The sequence below is a fragment of the Sphingobacterium sp. UBA7631 genome, assembly GCF_002483935.1.
GTDB lineage: Bacteria > Bacteroidota > Bacteroidia > Sphingobacteriales > Sphingobacteriaceae > Sphingobacterium > Sphingobacterium multivorum.
Map to the genome: position 1 here is coordinate 145538 of NZ_DLIX01000007.1, position 18035 is coordinate 163572.

The window sequence follows — 18035 nt, forward strand, 5'->3', positions numbered from 1 at the left end:
TTGGCAACGATGAAATAGTGAAGGTTAAAAATTAAAACAAAGACTAAATGCTATTTACTGTTCTGTCAGGATTAATAACATCGAGCCTTATTGTTCCATTTGGTCGGTTCCTAAAAACCAGATGGGGTATTATTCTCGCATTCTTACCGGTACTTCTATTTCTATACTTTGCGCAATATATCGTACCTATTGGTCAAAGCTCCTATTTCGTGCAATCAACACCCTGGGTGCCCTCCTTAGGCATCAATCTGGATTTTAAATTAGATGGACTATCCCTACTTTTCGCCTTATTGATCACTGGGATTGGAGCTTGTATCTTTTTCTACGCGAATGCCTATCTCAAAGGTCATCGGTATATCGACCGGTTCTTTGGCTACCTCTGCCTTTTTATGTCGGCTATGCTGGGGCTAGTCCTGTCGGACAATATGCTGTTGCTCTTCATCTTTTGGGAACTAACCTCGATCAGCTCATTTTTTCTCATTGGATTTAACAATGACAAAAATGATTCGCGCAAAAGCGCATTAACTGCATTTTCCATTACTGGTCTGGGTGGTTTTTTTCTACTGGCAGGTTTTATTTTGCTGGGTAATATTGCGGGTACTTACCATATTACAGCACTCATCGACAAAGTATCCCTCATTCAGCAACATCCACTATTTCCCCTGGTCTTTGCCCTCATAACACTTGGAGCAATTACGAAATCAGCACAATTCCCTTTCCATTTTTGGTTACCCGGTGCCATGAAGGCGCCAACGCCAGTGTCGGCCTACTTACACTCGGCAACGATGGTTAAGGCAGGAATCTATCTTTTGGCCCGTTTTTCACCAATTCTTGGGGGCAACCCGATCTGGACGTATTCCCTCATGGCTATTGGTGGTTTCACGATGCTTTATGCTGCATTCCATTCGCTTTTTAGAACAGACCTCAAGGGAGTACTCGCCTATTCGACCATATCCGCCCTCGGTATTTTAGTATTCTTGTTGGGATTAGGCACCAAGGATGCCGTTATCGCAGCAAGTGTCTTTATACTCGTACATGCCTTGTATAAAGCTGCCTTATTCTTGATTACGGGGATTATAGACCATGAAACGGGAACGCGGGATCTTACCATCTTACGGGGGCTACGTAAGGTATTAATGCCTGTCGCTATAGCAGGTTTCCTAGCGGCACTTTCCAGTGCCGGTATTCCACTTACATTTGGGTTTATTGGAAAGGATCTGATTTATGAGGCAACGCTACACGCCACCCCCAATTTATTTCTCTATTTGACTGTCGCCGCAGTAGCAACCAATATACTCCTGGTCTCTGCTGGATTTATGGCCGGCATCAAACCTTTTATGGGTAAGTTGCCCGAGCAATTTCATGAAATCCACCTACCCTATAAGGCCATGTGGATCCCGCCTTTACTTTTAGCCGTCCTCGGTGTTGCTTTTGGCTGTATCCCTGGACTTATCGGCGACTGGATTGCAGGGCCAACCGCGGTAAGCATACTTGTAAAACCGGAAACTTTTCAACTGAAAATCTGGCATGGCTTTAATTTAGTCCTGCTATTAAGCGCTATTACAATTGCCGCGGGTACCTTACTTTATTTCGCAAACAGACCCAGTGCTAAAAAATTGGCTTGGATTGCAAATTTCAATAAGATTTCGCCTGAATATATCATTCGATTATGTGCTCAGGAAATTGTTTTATTCTCTACTTTTTTCACCAGCAAAATGCACAACGGCTATTTGCGTTCGTATCTGTTGAAAATTATCTTATTTGCCGAATTACTCATCGCCTACCAACTATACCTGGGTGGGCCACTCCATATTAAATGGGAAACCTTATCTCCGGTGAGTTTCTACGAAGTCACCACAGTCTGCATTTTGATCGGCGCCATTGTACTCACCATCCGCACCTCATCCCGTTTAACAGCCGTAGTAGCCACCAGTGTTGTAGGTTATGCTATATGTCTTATTTTCGTGTTTTACAGTGCTCCAGATCTAGCGATGACACAGTTTACCATCGATACCCTTACTGTGGTGCTCTTCGTATTGGTACTCTTTAAACTACCTTCTTTCCTGAACCTGGCCAACCGGCGCACCATCATTCGTGACGCCATTGTCGCTATCGTTTTTGGAATTTTGCTTTCCATGGTCGCACTTCGAGTTCTGCACGAACCAACAACCACAAATATCAGTGATTTCTATGGCGATTACGCCTATGTGCTTGCTAAAGGAAAAAATGTCGTCAATGTAATACTTGTCGATTTCAGAGGTTTTGACACCATGTTTGAAATTGTGGTATTGAGTATCGCTGCACTGGGGGTATATAGTTTATTAAAATTACGTTTAAAGTCCTCTGACAAAGAATAATGATAGATAAAGGTGATGCACAAATGAGCGGACAACTCATTGCTAAATAATAACAAATGAACAGTACAATATTACAGACCGCTACGCGGTATTTATTACCAATACTTTTACTTTTCTCGGTGTTCCTTCTACTCCGGGGGCATTATTACCCAGGCGGAGGTTTCGTGGGCGGCCTGGTTGCTTCGATTGCTTTTGTCCTGCATAGTTTTGCCTTTGGCCCTCAAAATACCATGAAATTGATTCAATACAAACCCCTGTCACTCATCCCCATCGGACTGGGAATTTCGGCCATCAGTATGTTCCTACCTGCATTTTTTGGTTATCCCGTCATGACCGGGCTTTGGCTGGAAGAGAAAATTCCCGTCATCGGGATGATAGGAACCGCCTTATTTTTTGACCTTGGTGTGTACTTTGTTGTCATTGGCGTTGTCCTGACGATTTTATTTACAATTGCTTTAACGACAGAAGAAGAATAATAATGGAACTGATACTCGTACTCTTGATCGGCATCCTTTATGCTGCCGGAATATACCTCATCCTGCGTCGAAGCATGGTGAAATTGTTGCTGGGTATTATGTTACTGGGCAATGGTACCAATATATTGATCTTCTTATTGGGAAACATTATTAAGGGTAAACCACCCATCATAGGCCCCGATTTGAAGGTATTCACCGATATTTATGCGGACCCGATTCCGCAAGCCCTTATTTTAACGGCCATCGTGATCAGCTTTGGCCTGACCTCCTTTGCCATCGTTTTACTCAAGCGTGTATATGCATTGCTGGGTACCGATGATCTGGATGATTTGAACACGCCTGAGGAAGAAGATATATGATAGACAACCACATTATTGCCACGATTATCGTGCATTTATTTATTGCTATTGTCCAACTGATGTTGTGGCGCAAATCCACTGCACAACGTTTTCTGAGCGTTGGTGGAAGCTTGCTTGCACTCATTCTTGCCTTTAAACTATTCTTCAAGGTTTATGACGGTGGTATTTTGACCATGAATGCGGCCAATTGGAAAGCTCCTTTTGGGATTGTTTTTGTTGCCGACCTATTCAGCAGTACCCTTGTTCTCCTGACTTCAATCGCAGGGCTGGCGGTCTCCATCTTTTCCTGTGTCGGTGTGGGACGCCAGCGCATCCTCTATGGCTATTTCCCGATCTTCCACTTTTTGATGATGGGACTTAACGGCGCCTTTCTGACAGGTGACATCTTCAACCTGTACGTATGGTTTGAAGTCATTATTATTTCCTCTTTTGTACTGATGACCTTAGGGGGTAGAAAATCCCAATTGGAGGGGGCTGTAAAATATATGGCCATGAATATCCTGGCCTCCACATTTTTCCTAACCGGAATAGGCATACTTTATGGCATTTCAGGTTCCTTAAACATGGCCGACTTGGCACTGCGTATCCCCAAAATACAAAATCAGGCATTAGTAGAAATTACAGCAACATTTTTCCTGATCGGTTTTGGCATTAAATCCGCCGTTTTCCCACTCTATTTCTGGTTACCCTCTTCTTACCATACGCCGCCTTCGGCCGTAGCAGCGACATTTGGGGGCTTATTGACCAAAGTTGGGATTTACGCCTTGTTCAGAGTCTTTTCCCTATTATTTATTCCCAATCATTTTACCAAAGAACTCCTTATCGTACTGGCTATATTGACTATTCTGACGGGCGCTTTTGGTGCATTGATCAAATCCAATATCCGGAGGTTATTTTCCTATTTGATCGTTTGCCATATTGGTTTTATGATTGGCGGATTAGGCTTGTATAGCAAATGGGCTTTATTGGGCGCCGTTTTCTATCTGATCCATGATATCATGGTCAAAACGAATTTATTCCTCATCGCCGGTGTTATACGACAACTCCGTGGTACCATGGATATGAATAAACTGGGCGGACTTTATGCGCAATACCCAAAGATCTCATTGCTTTTTGCCATTGTTCTTTTTTCACTGGTGGGCATCCCACCGCTCTCGGGCTTTTGGCCTAAAATCTATCTATTCAAAGATGCCTTTCACCTAGAGAAGTATGCTTTCGCGGGAGCTCTGATCATTGGCAGTTTTATCACCTTGTTTGTCATCGCCAAAATGTGGGCACAGGTATTCTGGAAAGATGCCCCCGATCCGGAAATCATTGAGGATAAATTTGCGGGCATGATCGGCTATAAAAGAACAATGCTCATACTTCCTGTCGTTATTTTGGCATCAGCGTCCCTGTATATCGGACTCAACGCCGAATCAATTATCCATGTCGCAGATCAGATCGCTACACAATTATTGGACACATCACCTTACATAAACGCTGTATTAGGAGGGCAGAAATGATATGATTAAACAGTTTTTAATGAACCTCATGTTATCCTTTATCTGGGTCGCACTGACGGGATCGATGTACTATACCAACTTCCTATTCGGCTTTATGTTGGGATTTGGTATCCTCTGGTTGATGAACAGAAATGAGGTGGATCAACGCTACTTTTATCGGGTACCCAAAACATTGAGTTTTATTCTTTTTTTCCTGTGGGAAATGATTGTCGCCAATGTGCAGGTTGCCTACGACGTGATAACACCCAAGTTTTTTATCAAACCGGCGATTGTTAAATACCCCATGGATGCAAAAACCGATTTGGAAATAAACCTGCTTTCAACCTTTATTTCGTTGACACCCGGCACACTTATCCTCGACGTAAGTGAAGATAAAAAAACGCTCTTTATTCACGTCATGTACATGAAAAGCAAAGAACAGTTTGTTTCTACCCTTAAAAATAATGTTGAACGAAGACTTTTAGAACTCTTAAGATGACTTTAAATAGCTACTTTGATTATGTGATCCTTCCGATCCTGACTATTTCAGTCATACTGGCTTTTATTCGTCTGTATAAAGGCCCTCAGATATTTGATCGTGTGATTGCCCTCGATCTCATTATCACCATCGGGATCGGCATTATTACCGTGTATAGTATACGAACGTCGCAGGAAGTGTTTTTAGACATTGCCATGATCTTGGCACTGATCGCATTTCTTGGCACGATCGCGTTTTCATTTTATTTAGAAAAACAAAGCAAAGATGATTGATATTACTTTAGCCATACTCAGTACCATCGGGGCATTGGCCATACTATTTGCGTCTATTGGCATCTTGCGGATGCCCGATTTTTATTTACGCCTTTCGGTTACGGTAAAGGCAGCAACGCTGGGTGTGGGACTTTTACTCATCTGTGCGGCCATGACCTTCCCGGATGTATCCGTAACAACCAAGGCTATAGCCATTGGATTTTTTCTGATCCTAACGGCTCCGGTTGCCGCACACATGATTGGCAGAGCAGCTTATATACAGCGTGTGAAAACATGGAAGGGTACCACCTTAAATGATCTCGAAAAGGAAGGTAAATTAGATTGTCGAAAGGAAGATTTTTAAGAAAAGCCTATACAGTTATTCCTAAAAATCTTCTTCTTATTAGAACGTCCTTTCTGGATTAAAATATAATACAAACAGGAGCTGGTACAGCGATTTTTTTTCCAGTATCTGTCAACAAACCCGTTTTGGCATCCCGGCTAAACAAAACAATGTTATTGGTATATTGATTTGCGACCAAAAGATATTTCCCGTCCGGAGAAAGGTTGAAATTGCGTGGTCCTTTGCCTTTCACTGAAAGATTAGAAATTTTCTTCAATTCGCCGTCCTTCTCTACCGAAAAAGTAGCTATTGTATTGGCATCGCCGCGGTTGGTCGCATACAGAAATTTTCCATCAGCGGAGATCTTAATATCAGCTCCACCGTTACTTCCTTTAAAACCTTCGGGGTTGATATCAAAAGTACTTTGATACATCCATGCATCTCCATCTTTCTTATACGATGCAATTTGACCGGTCATTTCCAGGACGACATATAGGAATTTCTCTTTCTTATCAAACACGATATGACGTGGTCCTCCTCCAGCTGGAGTAAAGACATCTTCCGATTCATCAGCAAGACTATAGACATTTCCCGCTTTATTCACCGGATAAATAGAAATCTCATCCAAACCAAGATCTTGGATGTACAACTTATCCCCTTTATTGGAGAAAAAAGTAGAATGTACATGTGGCTTTTCTTGGCGTACGGGATCCACCCCCTTACCCTCGTGTTGTATTAAACGCGCTCTTTTGCTTAACACACCATTACTTTCTAAATCAAACAAAGCTGCAGAGCCGCCTGTATAATTTGCCACAGCGAGCAAGCTACCCTTCGGATGTACTTCAACAAAACAAGGCGACTCCCCTCCAGAAGGAAGTGAGTTTAGAAAAGTTAAATGACCGTCCTTAAAAGAATAGGCAGAAACAGTCCCCTCTTGATTTGGAACCTCATTAACGGCATAAATAAAGTTATTATTTCGCGCCAAAAAGGATGGATCTTTACTTTCTTGTGTGCTCGACAAGGTTGTTTCACCAGTTTTAACATCAAAATTATAAATATAGATGCCCTTGCTCGCGGTTTTACTCGTATATGTTCCCACAAACATGGGAATCTGTTGCGCAAAACTAGCCAGAGGTAAAATTGTCATCAAATAAACAAATGCTTTTTTCATTGAAATTATTTTATAAATGTAGCTACTCATTTGTTGAATGAGCCGTTACATCAAGTTTGTTTCTAAATTATACGAGATCCCACTCAAATTTCCCCATTCATTCCGCAGTGTGAGGATCTAAAACCCCGCCATTTTATAGGCGTAAATATCGTCAATAGACTTGTTAAATTTGGTTAAAACCGTCCTTTCTAATAGGCAAATGCGTATTTTAGCACATCAATTTTAACAATTCCAAAATCACCCATTTAAAATATTGGGAATACAAAAATATTGTTAAATAAAAGTACGAATAATTCATATAATCTGATAATTTTGTGCTGTTGTTCAAAAAAGTATATATTGAACACAAATACTACGCATACCGCCGAAGGCAGCGTGAATGCTTGTGACAAAAAACAAATGATGAACAAATAACCGAGTGAAACGAGTTCATTTATATAAATGAAGATCACTCATAAATATCATAAATAATTTATACGGATGAAAAAAAACATTTATATATTGTTTTTATTGCTGTTTGCATCAATTCAGGCCAGTCTTGCGCAACGTCAAGTTATTGATCGCGTTGTAGCAACGGTTGGATCGGGCATTATCTTACAGTCCGACGTGGATATGCAATATTCTCAATGGTTGGCGCAAGGGAATAAACCAGATGAAAACTATAAAGATGGTATATTGGAACAGTTAATTGTCCAAAAATTATTATCACAACAAGCCGTAATTGACTCCATCGATGTAACCGAGACCGAAGTGGATGACAACCTCAATGCACGTCTGCGCCACATGTCACAACAGGCAGGAGGGCAAGAACGCCTTGAAAAATTCCTCAACCGTTCCTTATTACAATACAAAGAAGAGATGCGTCCTAGTGTTTTCGAGCAATTAAAAGCACAGAAAATGAGACAAAACATCGTTTCCAAAATAGATGTAACTCCATTGGAAGTAAAGCGTTATTTTGAGGGCTTGAATAAAGACAGTCTCCCTTACTTCAATACCGAGGTAGAAATCGGTGAAATTGTCATGATGCCCAAATTGACCGATGCAGAGAAAAAGGAACAGCGCGAGAAGATTGAAGGTATCCGCAAACAGATTGTAGATGGCTCCGACTTTGGTACAATGGCTCGTATATACTCTCAAGATCCCGGATCTGCCCCCTATGGTGGTGATTTAGGCTTTGGTACACGTGATAATTATGTCAAAGAATTCTCTGCCATGGCTTTTAAATTAAAACCGGGAGAAATATCACCTATTGTCGAATCCAAATATGGCTTTCATATTATTCAGGTGCTGGAAAGACGTGGCGAAGAGGTACACACACGCCATATCCTGATGAAGATCAATCCTGGCCCTGCAGCATTAGAACGAACAAAAAATAAATTGGACAGTATCTATAAATTGGTCGTTGACAAAAAAATGGATTTCTATCATGCCGCTACAAATTATTCTGATGCGGAGGAGAGTAAATTCAATGGTGGTATGATCCTAAATCAAGAGGGTTCAAGCCGCACAACCGTAATTCCTATGGATGGCTTGGAGAAATCAGTATTTACAGCGATCGATCCGCTAAAACCGGGAGAATACTCCAAACCAGAGCAATTTACAGACAAAATGGGCGATGTTGGTTACCGTTTCAATTACCTGAAAACACGTATACCACCGCACAAAGCGAACTTGGACGAGGATTTCACAAAGATCAAAGAAGCCGCCGTTCAGGATAAAACCAATCGTAATCTGAGCAAATGGTTCGATGATAAATTGAAGACCACCTACATCAATATCAGTGATGATTTCGGTCAGAGTGAAGGATTGAAAAAATGGAAAAAACAATAAGTGTACAATACACTTATCCTATAAAAAAAGGGCTTGAATAGTATATATTCAAGCCCTTTTTTTATGTTGCAATCGTCCTATTATTTCTCAAACATCATCTCGATCAGAATATTCCAGTTCGCTTTCTTCACATCATCCTTCGCTAATTCACTCAATTGCCAGATACGAATATAATTATACTTCACCACCTTATCCTTTTGTCGCACCGTTGCAGTTCCCTTGGTATAGGCAAAATCGCCACTATATGAACGTTTTACTTCTTCGGGAACTGTCTCTATCGTCATGCGTTGTTTTTTGAGATAGGCCATCATTTTAGCCTTTCCTTCCATCGGATTGGTCCAAGGGAACAAAAACCGGACATCCTCACTTAAAAACTCCTTATATGCGGTTGGATTGTCGGCTTTCAAAACGGTTGACATCAATTTGTCTGTCTCCAGGACAATATCTTCACGCTGGTTTAAGCGTACTTTAGAACGATGCTTCAGATACCACGAGTCGGTAGGTTCGATATATTCAAGATCAAACTCCCCGTCGTTCCCGTTGTTTTCAACTTCGGCACGAATATCGACCAGCCACTTACCTTTTTTGTTGCGTTTCCAGACAGTCAAGTATTCTCCATGACGCAATCTTGCACCTACTTTCTGAAAGTCCATAGACCCCGAAGTCACACCAAACTCCTGACTTTTAGCAATCAACGCAAAGGTAGGCTGCCAATTTAAAACATCGGGAATATTTGGTCTATTATTCAGATAGTTATAGGCATTTACTGCCGATGGGACATAAAACGTAGATTCCTTATCAATGATCGAAAGAAACGCCTGGTGTGGCGTAGACGCTTTCGCCAATGCAGCAGCATCCTTATCGGCCTGCAATAGGCTTCCAACTTTCTCAGGTATCTGCGCATATAGTGTTGTACCAGCAACACTCATCAATGCGACGACGGATAGCCTATTCCAAAAATTCATATGCAAAATGATCTTTCTTTTAAAGGTGATATGAAATATCCATTGGTTTCCACAGATAACGTGTTTTCCCAATAAGAATATTCCATTGCATTCCTCTTGTATAAATTCGATTTCTTATCTATCAAATCTTATTCCAAAGTGTTCCTTCTTTACTATCTTTCAATTGAATTCCAATAGAATTAAGCTCATCACGAATACGATCTGAGGTGACGAAGTCTTTATTTGCTTTTGCTTCATTACGTAGCTTGATGACCAGATTCATGACGTCATCGATATCATCGGATGCTGAAGTCTGATCGTTTCGAAGGCCTAGAATATCCTCTACAAATTCTTTCATGAATAGTTTAAGACCCTCCAATCCTTCTGCCGTTACTTTCGCTTTACCATCATAAATCGAGTTGATGATACGTACAATTTCAAATAATTCAGCAATGAGTACAGGGCTATTAAAGTCGTCATCCATAGCCGCGTAACATTTACGGCGAATTTCAGCCAAATTGAATGAATCAGCACCTTTCGACACCTTCAATTTGTCTAATAGACTGATTGCAGTCATCAGCCTTTTATACCCCTTGTCGGCCGCATCCAGCGCCTCATTGGAGAAATCCAACGTACTTCTATAATGGGCCTGTAACATAAAGAAACGTACAGCCATCGGCGAATAGCCTCTATTCAATAAGGGATGATTTCCAGTAAATAGCTCGCCCGGCAAAAATCCATTCCCTGCAGATTTGGACATACGCGCACCGTTGACAGTCAACATATTCGTGTGCATCCAATATTTGGCAGGGCTCGTATGGTTACATGCTTCGGACTGTGCAATTTCATTGGTATGATGGGTTGCTGCCAAATCCATTCCACCGCCATGAATATCAAATTGATCACCTAGGTACTTTCTGCTCATGGCCGAACATTCGATATGCCAACCTGGAAAGCCAACACTCCAAGGTGCGGGCCAACGCATAATCGTTTCAGGCTTTGCTTTGATCCACAAGGCAAAATCCAAACGCCCCTTTTTCTCATCCTGACCACTCAATTCACGGGTATTATTGAGCATATCCTCCAATTTACGATTGGTCAATATCGTATAATCGTATGTTTCAACGTATTTTTCAACATCAAAATAGACTGTACCATTCCGCTCATAGGCATAACCATTCTCGATAATCTGTTCGATCATTTCGATCTGCTCGGAGATATGTCCTGTCGCAGTAGGCTCAATACTCGGTGGCAACGTATTGAAAAGACGCAATACGTCATGAAAACCTATCGTATACTTTTGAACGATTTCCATCGGCTCCAATTGTTCCAATTTTGCTTTTTTTGCAAATTTGTCATCCCCTTCATCACGATCGCCTTCCAAATGCCCCGCATCTGTAATATTGCGCACATAACGCACTTTATAACCAAGATGACGCAGGTATCTAAAAATCAAATCAAAAGATACAAACGTCCGACAGTTACCCAAATGCACATCACTGTATACGGTGGGTCCACATACGTAAATACCAACGAGGTTGGGATGAATAGGTTCGAATTTTTCTTTTGTTCGCGAAAGCGTATTGTATAAATAGAGATTATGGTCCATGTTTAATCGCTGCTTGGAAATCTATTTTTGTCTGAAATATATTTGAATTGGCACACCTGTAAAGTCAAAGTGCTCACGCAATTTGTTTTCAATAAAACGTTTGTATGGATCTTTGATGTATTGTGGCAGATTACAGAAGAATGCAAACATCGGTGTCCGTCCAGGCAACTGTGTTGCATATTTAATTTTGATATATTTACCCTTTAAGGATGGGGGTGGATAATTCTCGATAATATCCAACATCACTTCATTCAACTTGGAAGTCGGAATCTTTTTGGTCTTGTTGGCGTATACCTTATCCGCAACTTCCAACACCTTAAGGACACGTTGTTTTTCGGTTACGGAAGTAAAGATAATAGGCACATCTGTAAATGGTGCTATTTTCTCTTTGATACGATCTTCGAAAGCCTTCATTGTTTTGTTGTCTTTTTCGATCAAATCCCACTTATTGACAACAATGACAATACCTTTGCGGTTCTTCTCCGCCAAGTTGAAAATATTAACGTCCTGCGCTTCTAATCCATCCTGTGCGTCAAGCATTAAAATTGTCACATCAGAATCTTCCAAAGCTTTGATGGTACGCATCACTGAATAAAATTCAATATCTTCATTTACTTTGGACTTACGACGAAGACCAGCAGTATCGATCAATAAAAAGTTATGTCCATATTGATTGTAATGTATACGGATTGAATCACGTGTTGTCCCGGCCATTGGCGTTACAATATTGCGATCTTTGCCGATCAAGGCATTTGTCAAGGAGGATTTACCCACATTCGGGCGCCCCACGATGGTATATTTCGGTAAAGATTCTTCTTCTTCCTCTTCCACTTCAAAATGAGAAACAACAGCATCCAACAATTCACCTGTACCGGATCCTGTAGCCGACGAGATATTAAAAACCTCACCTAAACCAAAAGCATAAAACTCTGCCGATTCATGGTGCAATTTAGCGTGATCGACTTTATTAGCCACGACATACACGGGCTTAGAACTTCTTCTCAGAATATCAGCGATTTCGTCATCCAAGTCGGTAATGCCAGTGGTGACATCCACCATGAATATAACGACCGAAGCTTCTTCAATAGCGATATAGACCTGATCACGAATAGCCTCTTCAAAGACATCATCCGAACCATGTACAAAACCACCTGTATCAATTACTGTAAATTTCTTTCCGATCCACTCGGCTGTTTCATAATGACGGTCGCGCGTCACCCCGCTAAAGTCATCAACAATCGCTTTTCTACTTTCTGTAAGACGATTGAATAAGGTAGATTTACCAACATTTGGACGACCAACAATTGCAACAATATTTGCCATATTTATTTTATTTGATCCACCCACTATCACAGCAGGTGGCACTTTTATGCTAAAAATATACTTAAGGGAACAAAGATACGGATTCGAAAGGGATTATCGCGACACAAAAACAAAAATGGCTTTACCGTGAAGTAAAGCCATTTATAGGGTTTAAATTATCAATATTCGCCTAATTAGACGTTGGATTCTGAGTCAATTTCCCTGGATATGAATTGATCGCATCCTGTGGAATAAAATAAGTCACTCTAAAATCTGTCGGCACAATATCCTCAAATTGTTTTTGTGGCCCAGGATAAGTTCTATTTAACGGCAAGCCATTACGAAACACATCATAACTGCGTTCAGCCTGGTAAGCCAATTCCAACTGACGCTCTTTGTCGATCAGTTTACTTGCATTGGTAGCATCAATTGAAGTATATCCCCCATTGACAATAGAACGATTTCTGATGGTATTTAAATCATTTAGCGCAGCACCATAATTACCTAATTTTGCATTAGCCTCTGCGCGATTTAAATAAATTTCACCCAAGCGGCTGATTACAGGTGAGTGCAATTGCGACTCCTCGCCTTCACGTGAGCATTTCACAATATAGAATTGTGGATAAGCACGGTTTAAGGAAATATAGTAATCGATCATACCGGAGTAGGTATTGCCATCTTCATAAGTAATTGAATAGGTCTGTTGATTAGCATTAATTGCCGTCAATGTATATTCTTTAACAACCTCATTATCACCTATCTTTTTGACTTCTCGTGCAACAACAGTATTTCCGTTAATTACAACTGGAATTTGCAGATAGCTCATTGTTTTAGGATCACCGGCTTTCGCAGGTATATCTTGTTTGATAAATCGAAACACAGTTGAGTATTTGCCGGCCTTATCTTTGGAATAAGTAGGTTCAATAAAGGCCGCACGTGCATCGACAATCGTATAATGATCAGGTCTCCAGTCATTGCGACCTGTTTCATTTAATAAATCAATGTACTTGGCACTGGAATACATCTCGCCCCAGCCCATACCACCGATATTGGAGTACATACCACCAATACCATAATAGTGATCATCACCTGAAAATTCAGAAGCGACACGTTTCACCGCAAAGATCGTCTCTTTGTTATCTTCTGGTCTAAAGGTATTGTATTTCATGAATTGCTCACGAGCCAATAGGACATATTTACCTGAATTAATCACCTTGTCTGCGTATTCTACAGAAAGACGTGCATATTCTGCATTTGGATTTTTATACGTGTCGCTCATATACAGGTATATACGGGAAAGCATTGCTTGTGCCGCCCCCTTTGAAGCATACACTGCCCCCTTATCGATCTTCAATAAAGCTTCTGCTTTTTTCAGATCACTGATCGCTTGCGCATAAGTATCTTTTACAGACGCACGGTCTGGCAAGTTCAAATCATTGAATACATCTTCAGGTGTACCGTTGACAATTGGAACACCCAAGTTTGTCTCGGGACTTTGGTAATAAGGCTTCCCGAACGCACGGCAAAGGTAAAAATACATCATTCCACGGATGTAATAACATTCACCCAACTTATTATCCATCTCTTCACTTTGACCTTCGGCAAACATCTTAATGACGTTCGAAGATTGCGCGATAGCTTTATAACCGCTATCCCAGAAGTTCTGCAAACGGTAATTATTAGGTGTTCTCGCATAGGAGATAAATTCGTAAAATGCGTCTGTCGATGACCCGCGGATCATCATATTATCACCAGCGTATTCACCAAGACGGTGCATTGGGTCGGACCAAGCTTTTAACTGCGCATAAGTACCTGTTACCATGGCATCAGGATTACTCACAATATTCTCTTCGTCCATCGAAGTATAAGGAAGACGATCGATATCGCAGGAGGATACTGCCGATGCGATCAAAAGTCCGATTAATATCTTTTTCATTATTGATTTTCTAAACGTTAAAATTAAAATGTCACACTTGCGCCGAACATGTATTTACGAACCATTGGATATACAGAGACGCCTGTAGATCTGATCATTTGACCACCCCCGCCTTTACCATCTGGTTCAGTCAATGGAAGCTCCGGATCAACACCCGAGTAGTTTGTAATCGTAAACAAATTCTCTCCAGCTAAGAATACACGTAAATTTTTGATGTTATACTTTTTCAGATCGAAGTTGTAACCCAAAGTCAAGGATCTCATTTTTAAGAAATTGTTACTTTCCAAGAAGCGTGTTGACGGTGAATTACCTTTATCTTGGTTATCGTATCTTGCTATCGGATGAGTAGCAACATCACCGGGTTTTTCCCAGCGGCTCCAACCATCCTGTAACTTCATCTGATTACGATCGGTATAAGTTCCATCCGAGTCAAATTCTTGGCGCGAATAATTATACAACTTACCGCCCAAAGAGAACCCGAACACGGCATTTAGATCAAACTGCTTATAACTTAAGGCTGTACTGAAACCGCCAAAGAGATCTGCATTTCCTTTTCCTGCATTACGGAAAGTTGCATTGGAATAGTTCGACGTTGTAGTCCTCGTTTCATTGCCATTGGCATCTGTCTCGTATCTGTACCACATTGGCAAACCATTATCAACATTGACACCAGCCCATTCTTTTAGATAATAGGTATCTACCGGATAACCAGGTTGAAGCAAACGTTGCGCCGATCCAGCTATCCCTGATCCGTCCCCTGCGATAATTGGTTTCGAAACAAGATTACCATTGGCATCTTTTGTCGCAAATAGCTCCGTCAATTTATTCACATTGTGACTTAAATTAACATCCAAACTCCAATGTACATTATCATTGCGAACGATATCGCCACCGATGGTCAATTCAATCCCCCGGTTTTGCATCTTACCAATATTTTTCCAGATAGAAGTGACACCTGTCAGACCACTGATCGGCACTTGATAAAGCACATTATCAGTCTTCTTATCGTAATAATCAACATTAAGTCTTAGCCTATTCTTAAATAAGGCTGCATCCACACCAAATCCTGTTGTGTATGTTTTTTCCCAAGTCAGATCTTTATTACCGATTTGGCTAATTAATGCCCCTGGTATTCCATTATAGCTTGATGATGCTGATACCGAATAAAGGCTATATTGTGGATATAATGAGCTCGGTCTATTACCTACTGATCCGTAAGCCGCCCGCAGTTTTAAGTTATCTACCCAATCAGCCTTGAACCACTCTTCTTTATTGATATTCCAACCACCGCTGATTGAAAAGAAATTTCCGTATTTCGCATTGGTACCAAAATTGGATGCTCCATCTCGACGAAACGACACCTGTGCCAGATATTTATTATCGTATGCATAGTTTGCATTCGACAAGAAGGACTGTACTGCCCATTCGGAAATTCCACCTTTCGTACGTTCTGGTTTTGCAACAACATCCAATACCTCGAAACCATTTACAATACCCGTTCCGTAAGCATCTAAAGTTTTTGTCCAGTAGTCGTTAAATTCGTATGCAGCCAATCCATTCAGGCTATGTTTATCCCAGGTCTTGTTGAAACGCAAGATTTGGTTGGTATAACGACGCGCAAACTCCATGCGGTAATCCGTCACACGCCCAATTACACTTTCACCGCTGTTTGATCGCGGATCTTGATAACCACTGTCAGAATACGTATTGTAGCGATAATTGTTGACAGAGGAGAAGGTCAACCAATCCGTTAATTTGACATCGAAATCTAAGTTACCCATAAATTCATAATTGGTATTGGCACTATGATTCCATTGCAAGTCATACAAGTAATTCGTGCTTGCATTATTGACCCAGCCACTATAACGGTGTGGCACTAAATTTCCATTTGCATCGTATGGACTATCCCAAGGTAGGTTTCCATACATGGCATTGACATCATATTGACGATCATCTACCGCACGTCTCGAACCGGCAATAGATGGCTTGATGGTCAACCAGTCAAAAGGCTTATAGTTGGTACGTAATCTAAAGTTATAACGATCGTAATCATACCCTTTTACAGCACCGGCTTCGTTGTAGTACCCTAAAGACAAATAAGACTGTAGTTTATCATTTCCTCCCTGAATGGATAAATTGTGGTTTTGGACAAATCCGGTCTTCGTTGCCAGCTTCCACCAATCAAAATTGCTATTGCGCAAGTCCGAATTCCAACGTGGGAATTTGATATCAGCGGGATTCGAAAATGAAGCAAAGTAGTCATAAAGTTCAGCCCCGTCCATCATTTCCATGTGTCCATTGGAAAGTTGGTTGATACCCATTTTTGTAGAAAAACTAATGCTTGTTTTGGAAGCCGAAGGATTTTTTGTTGTAACGACAACAACACCATTTGCACCCTGAGAACCATAAATAGATGTTGAGGCAGCATCTTTTAGGATAGTCAATGATTCAATGTCATCTGGATTGATATCACCTGGGCTTGAGCCAACGATAACACCATCAATAACCCACAACGGACTCGTCGTACCGCTTAGGGTTGCCTGACCACGAATCACAACACCACCATTTGACCCCGGTTTACCAGCCCCTGGTGCAACATATACACCGGCAGCCTTACCATTCAGCATATTCTCAACCGACGGCGTAGTGACATCACGTAATTTGTTTCCCTTAACAGCCTGAAGGGCACCAGTTAAACTTTCTTTTTTCTGTTGTGTTCCATACCCAACGACAACAACTTCCTGAAGTGCTTCACTATTGGACTCCAGATTGATGTTAACAACCGGTCCTGTCACCGTCACTTCCTGTGTTTTATAACCAACACTTGTAACGACCAGTACATCACCATTTTTAGCATCTATGGTAAACCGTCCATCTACTCCTGCCGATGTCGATTTAGCGCTCCCCTTAACACTAATGGTTGCACCAGCCAATGGGCCGTCTGTTGACTGCACTTTTCCATTCACTTTTTGTTGATAAACCGCGTCATTCAACAAAATATTGTTGTTTGGAAACGTAAGACCATTAGCATTAGCCAAGTTGTGTGTACTTGTAATGAGTAAAGCTAATGATAACAGACTCAACTTGTGATTGTCGAGAATCTTTGAAATCATAATATTTAATAGTTAGTTTAAAAATTGATTAGCGTGCTAATCAAAATTTAGGTACATGAATGCTAAAACTAAAGGATGATGACAGTATATCAAAATTTAGCAGCAACGAAATCGATTGCGCCAATTAAACAAACGATTGCATAAACACACATTTTACAGTACAATCCACTATCAAAAAATTAGAGCGATTAACTAACAGCAAAAGACAGTTTTTTAACAACCTCAGGACAGTCGACAATGAGAAATTTAGACGAGCAGGAAAAAGATAATCCTGAAAGACAGGTGGTATTATAGCGTGATTTAGGACACAAAAAAAAGCCAAGATATTCACCTCGGCTTTTTTCTTTTAGTAGCGGGGACC

Annotated in this window: 14 protein-coding genes; 8 read left to right on the forward strand and 6 right to left on the reverse strand. The window is 41.0% G+C overall.

All coding sequences use genetic code 11. The annotated features are described in order from the left end of the window. The first annotated feature begins 47 nt into the window (after positions 1–47). Genes B3P16_RS12650 through mnhG form a run of 7 tightly spaced genes read left to right on the forward strand, consistent with a single transcriptional unit; the run spans position 48 to position 5790 of the window. Positions 48–2357, forward strand: coding sequence for a putative monovalent cation/H+ antiporter subunit A (locus tag B3P16_RS12650; RefSeq protein WP_286843167.1), 2310 nt, complete (start codon positions 48–50; stop codon positions 2355–2357). Between the two features lie 56 nt (positions 2358–2413). After that, positions 2414–2833, forward strand: a complete 420-nt coding sequence (locus B3P16_RS12655) for a Na+/H+ antiporter subunit B (RefSeq protein ID WP_075994294.1) — start codon at positions 2414–2416, stop codon at positions 2831–2833. A 2-nt stretch (positions 2834–2835) separates the two neighbouring features. Continuing rightward, entirely contained in the window at positions 2836–3192 is a 357-nt protein-coding gene (locus B3P16_RS12660) for a Na+/H+ antiporter subunit C (RefSeq protein ID WP_046671609.1), read from the forward strand. After that, on the forward strand, positions 3189–4697 hold the full coding sequence (locus B3P16_RS12665; RefSeq protein WP_112374930.1) for a proton-conducting transporter membrane subunit: 1509 nt from the start codon (positions 3189–3191) through the stop codon (positions 4695–4697). Before B3P16_RS12660 ends, B3P16_RS12665 begins: the two co-directional genes overlap by 4 nt. Before the next feature lie 19 nt (positions 4698–4716). Then, positions 4717–5175, forward strand: a complete 459-nt coding sequence (locus B3P16_RS12670; RefSeq protein ID WP_227550155.1) for a Na+/H+ antiporter subunit E — start codon at positions 4717–4719, stop codon at positions 5173–5175. Further along, positions 5172–5447 carry a monovalent cation/H+ antiporter complex subunit F gene (locus B3P16_RS12675; RefSeq protein WP_046671612.1) on the forward strand — a complete coding sequence of 92 codons (276 nt, stop codon included), beginning with the start codon at positions 5172–5174 and terminating at the stop codon, positions 5445–5447. Before B3P16_RS12670 ends, B3P16_RS12675 begins: the two co-directional genes overlap by 4 nt. Next, positions 5440–5790 (forward strand): monovalent cation/H(+) antiporter subunit G, encoded by a 351-nt coding sequence (mnhG, locus tag B3P16_RS12680; protein ID WP_046671613.1) that lies wholly within the window; start codon positions 5440–5442, stop codon positions 5788–5790. The genes B3P16_RS12675 and mnhG overlap by 8 nt, the downstream gene beginning before the upstream one ends. A 58-nt stretch (positions 5791–5848) precedes the next feature. Here the strand turns inward: mnhG and B3P16_RS12685 are convergent, their stop codons facing one another. Beyond that, entirely contained in the window at positions 5849–6940 is a 1092-nt protein-coding gene (locus tag B3P16_RS12685) for a lactonase family protein (protein ID WP_286843169.1), read from the reverse strand. Positions 6941–7420: 480 nt separating this feature from the next. On the opposite strand from B3P16_RS12685, the gene B3P16_RS12690 reads away from it, so the two are divergent. Then, entirely contained in the window at positions 7421–8770 is a 1350-nt protein-coding gene (locus B3P16_RS12690; RefSeq protein WP_112374932.1) for a peptidylprolyl isomerase, read from the forward strand. A gap of 80 nt (positions 8771–8850) precedes the next feature. Here the strand turns inward: B3P16_RS12690 and B3P16_RS12695 are convergent, their stop codons facing one another. From B3P16_RS12695 to B3P16_RS12715, 5 genes are all read right to left on the reverse strand, one after another. Next, positions 8851–9735, reverse strand: coding sequence for a DUF4440 domain-containing protein (locus B3P16_RS12695; protein ID WP_112375433.1), 885 nt, complete (start codon positions 9733–9735; stop codon positions 8851–8853). Positions 9736–9856: 121 nt separating this feature from the next. Next, complete coding sequence (cysS, locus tag B3P16_RS12700; RefSeq protein WP_286843171.1) at positions 9857–11323, reverse strand: cysteine--tRNA ligase; 1467 nt, start codon at positions 11321–11323, stop codon at positions 9857–9859. A 21-nt stretch (positions 11324–11344) separates the two neighbouring features. Continuing rightward, positions 11345–12646 carry a ribosome biogenesis GTPase Der gene (gene der, locus B3P16_RS12705; RefSeq protein WP_112375434.1) on the reverse strand — a complete coding sequence of 434 codons (1302 nt, stop codon included), beginning with the start codon at positions 12644–12646 and terminating at the stop codon, positions 11345–11347. A gap of 169 nt (positions 12647–12815) precedes the next feature. Beyond that, a complete protein-coding gene (locus tag B3P16_RS12710) occupies positions 12816–14561 on the reverse strand; it encodes a RagB/SusD family nutrient uptake outer membrane protein (RefSeq protein ID WP_286843173.1) in 1746 nt (581 codons plus the stop codon). Between the two features lie 23 nt (positions 14562–14584). Continuing rightward, positions 14585–17674, reverse strand: a complete 3090-nt coding sequence (locus B3P16_RS12715) for a SusC/RagA family TonB-linked outer membrane protein (RefSeq protein WP_286843174.1) — start codon at positions 17672–17674, stop codon at positions 14585–14587. Positions 17675–18035 lie beyond the last annotated feature (361 nt).

Excerpts from the sequence above, each read along its gene's own strand:
- B3P16_RS12650 (WP_286843167.1), top strand. The coding sequence starts at position 48 with ATGCTATTTACTGTTCTGTCAGGATTAATAACATCGAGCCTTATTGTT.
- B3P16_RS12655 (WP_075994294.1), top strand. The coding sequence starts at position 2,414 with ATGAACAGTACAATATTACAGACCGCTACGCGGTATTTATTACCAATA.
- B3P16_RS12660 (WP_046671609.1), top strand. The coding sequence starts at position 2,836 with ATGGAACTGATACTCGTACTCTTGATCGGCATCCTTTATGCTGCCGGA.
- B3P16_RS12665 (WP_112374930.1), top strand. The coding sequence starts at position 3,189 with ATGATAGACAACCACATTATTGCCACGATTATCGTGCATTTATTTATT.
- B3P16_RS12670 (WP_227550155.1), top strand. The coding sequence starts at position 4,717 with ATGAACCTCATGTTATCCTTTATCTGGGTCGCACTGACGGGATCGATG.
- B3P16_RS12675 (WP_046671612.1), top strand. The coding sequence starts at position 5,172 with ATGACTTTAAATAGCTACTTTGATTATGTGATCCTTCCGATCCTGACT.
- mnhG (WP_046671613.1), top strand. The coding sequence starts at position 5,440 with ATGATTGATATTACTTTAGCCATACTCAGTACCATCGGGGCATTGGCC.
- B3P16_RS12685 (WP_286843169.1), bottom strand. The coding sequence starts at position 6,940 with ATGAAAAAAGCATTTGTTTATTTGATGACAATTTTACCTCTGGCTAGT.
- B3P16_RS12690 (WP_112374932.1), top strand. The coding sequence starts at position 7,421 with ATGAAAAAAAACATTTATATATTGTTTTTATTGCTGTTTGCATCAATT.
- B3P16_RS12695 (WP_112375433.1), bottom strand. The coding sequence starts at position 9,735 with ATGAATTTTTGGAATAGGCTATCCGTCGTCGCATTGATGAGTGTTGCT.
- cysS (WP_286843171.1), bottom strand. The coding sequence starts at position 11,323 with ATGGACCATAATCTCTATTTATACAATACGCTTTCGCGAACAAAAGAA.
- der (WP_112375434.1), bottom strand. The coding sequence starts at position 12,646 with ATGGCAAATATTGTTGCAATTGTTGGTCGTCCAAATGTTGGTAAATCT.
- B3P16_RS12710 (WP_286843173.1), bottom strand. The coding sequence starts at position 14,561 with ATGAAAAAGATATTAATCGGACTTTTGATCGCATCGGCAGTATCCTCC.
- B3P16_RS12715 (WP_286843174.1), bottom strand. The coding sequence starts at position 17,674 with ATGATTTCAAAGATTCTCGACAATCACAAGTTGAGTCTGTTATCATTA.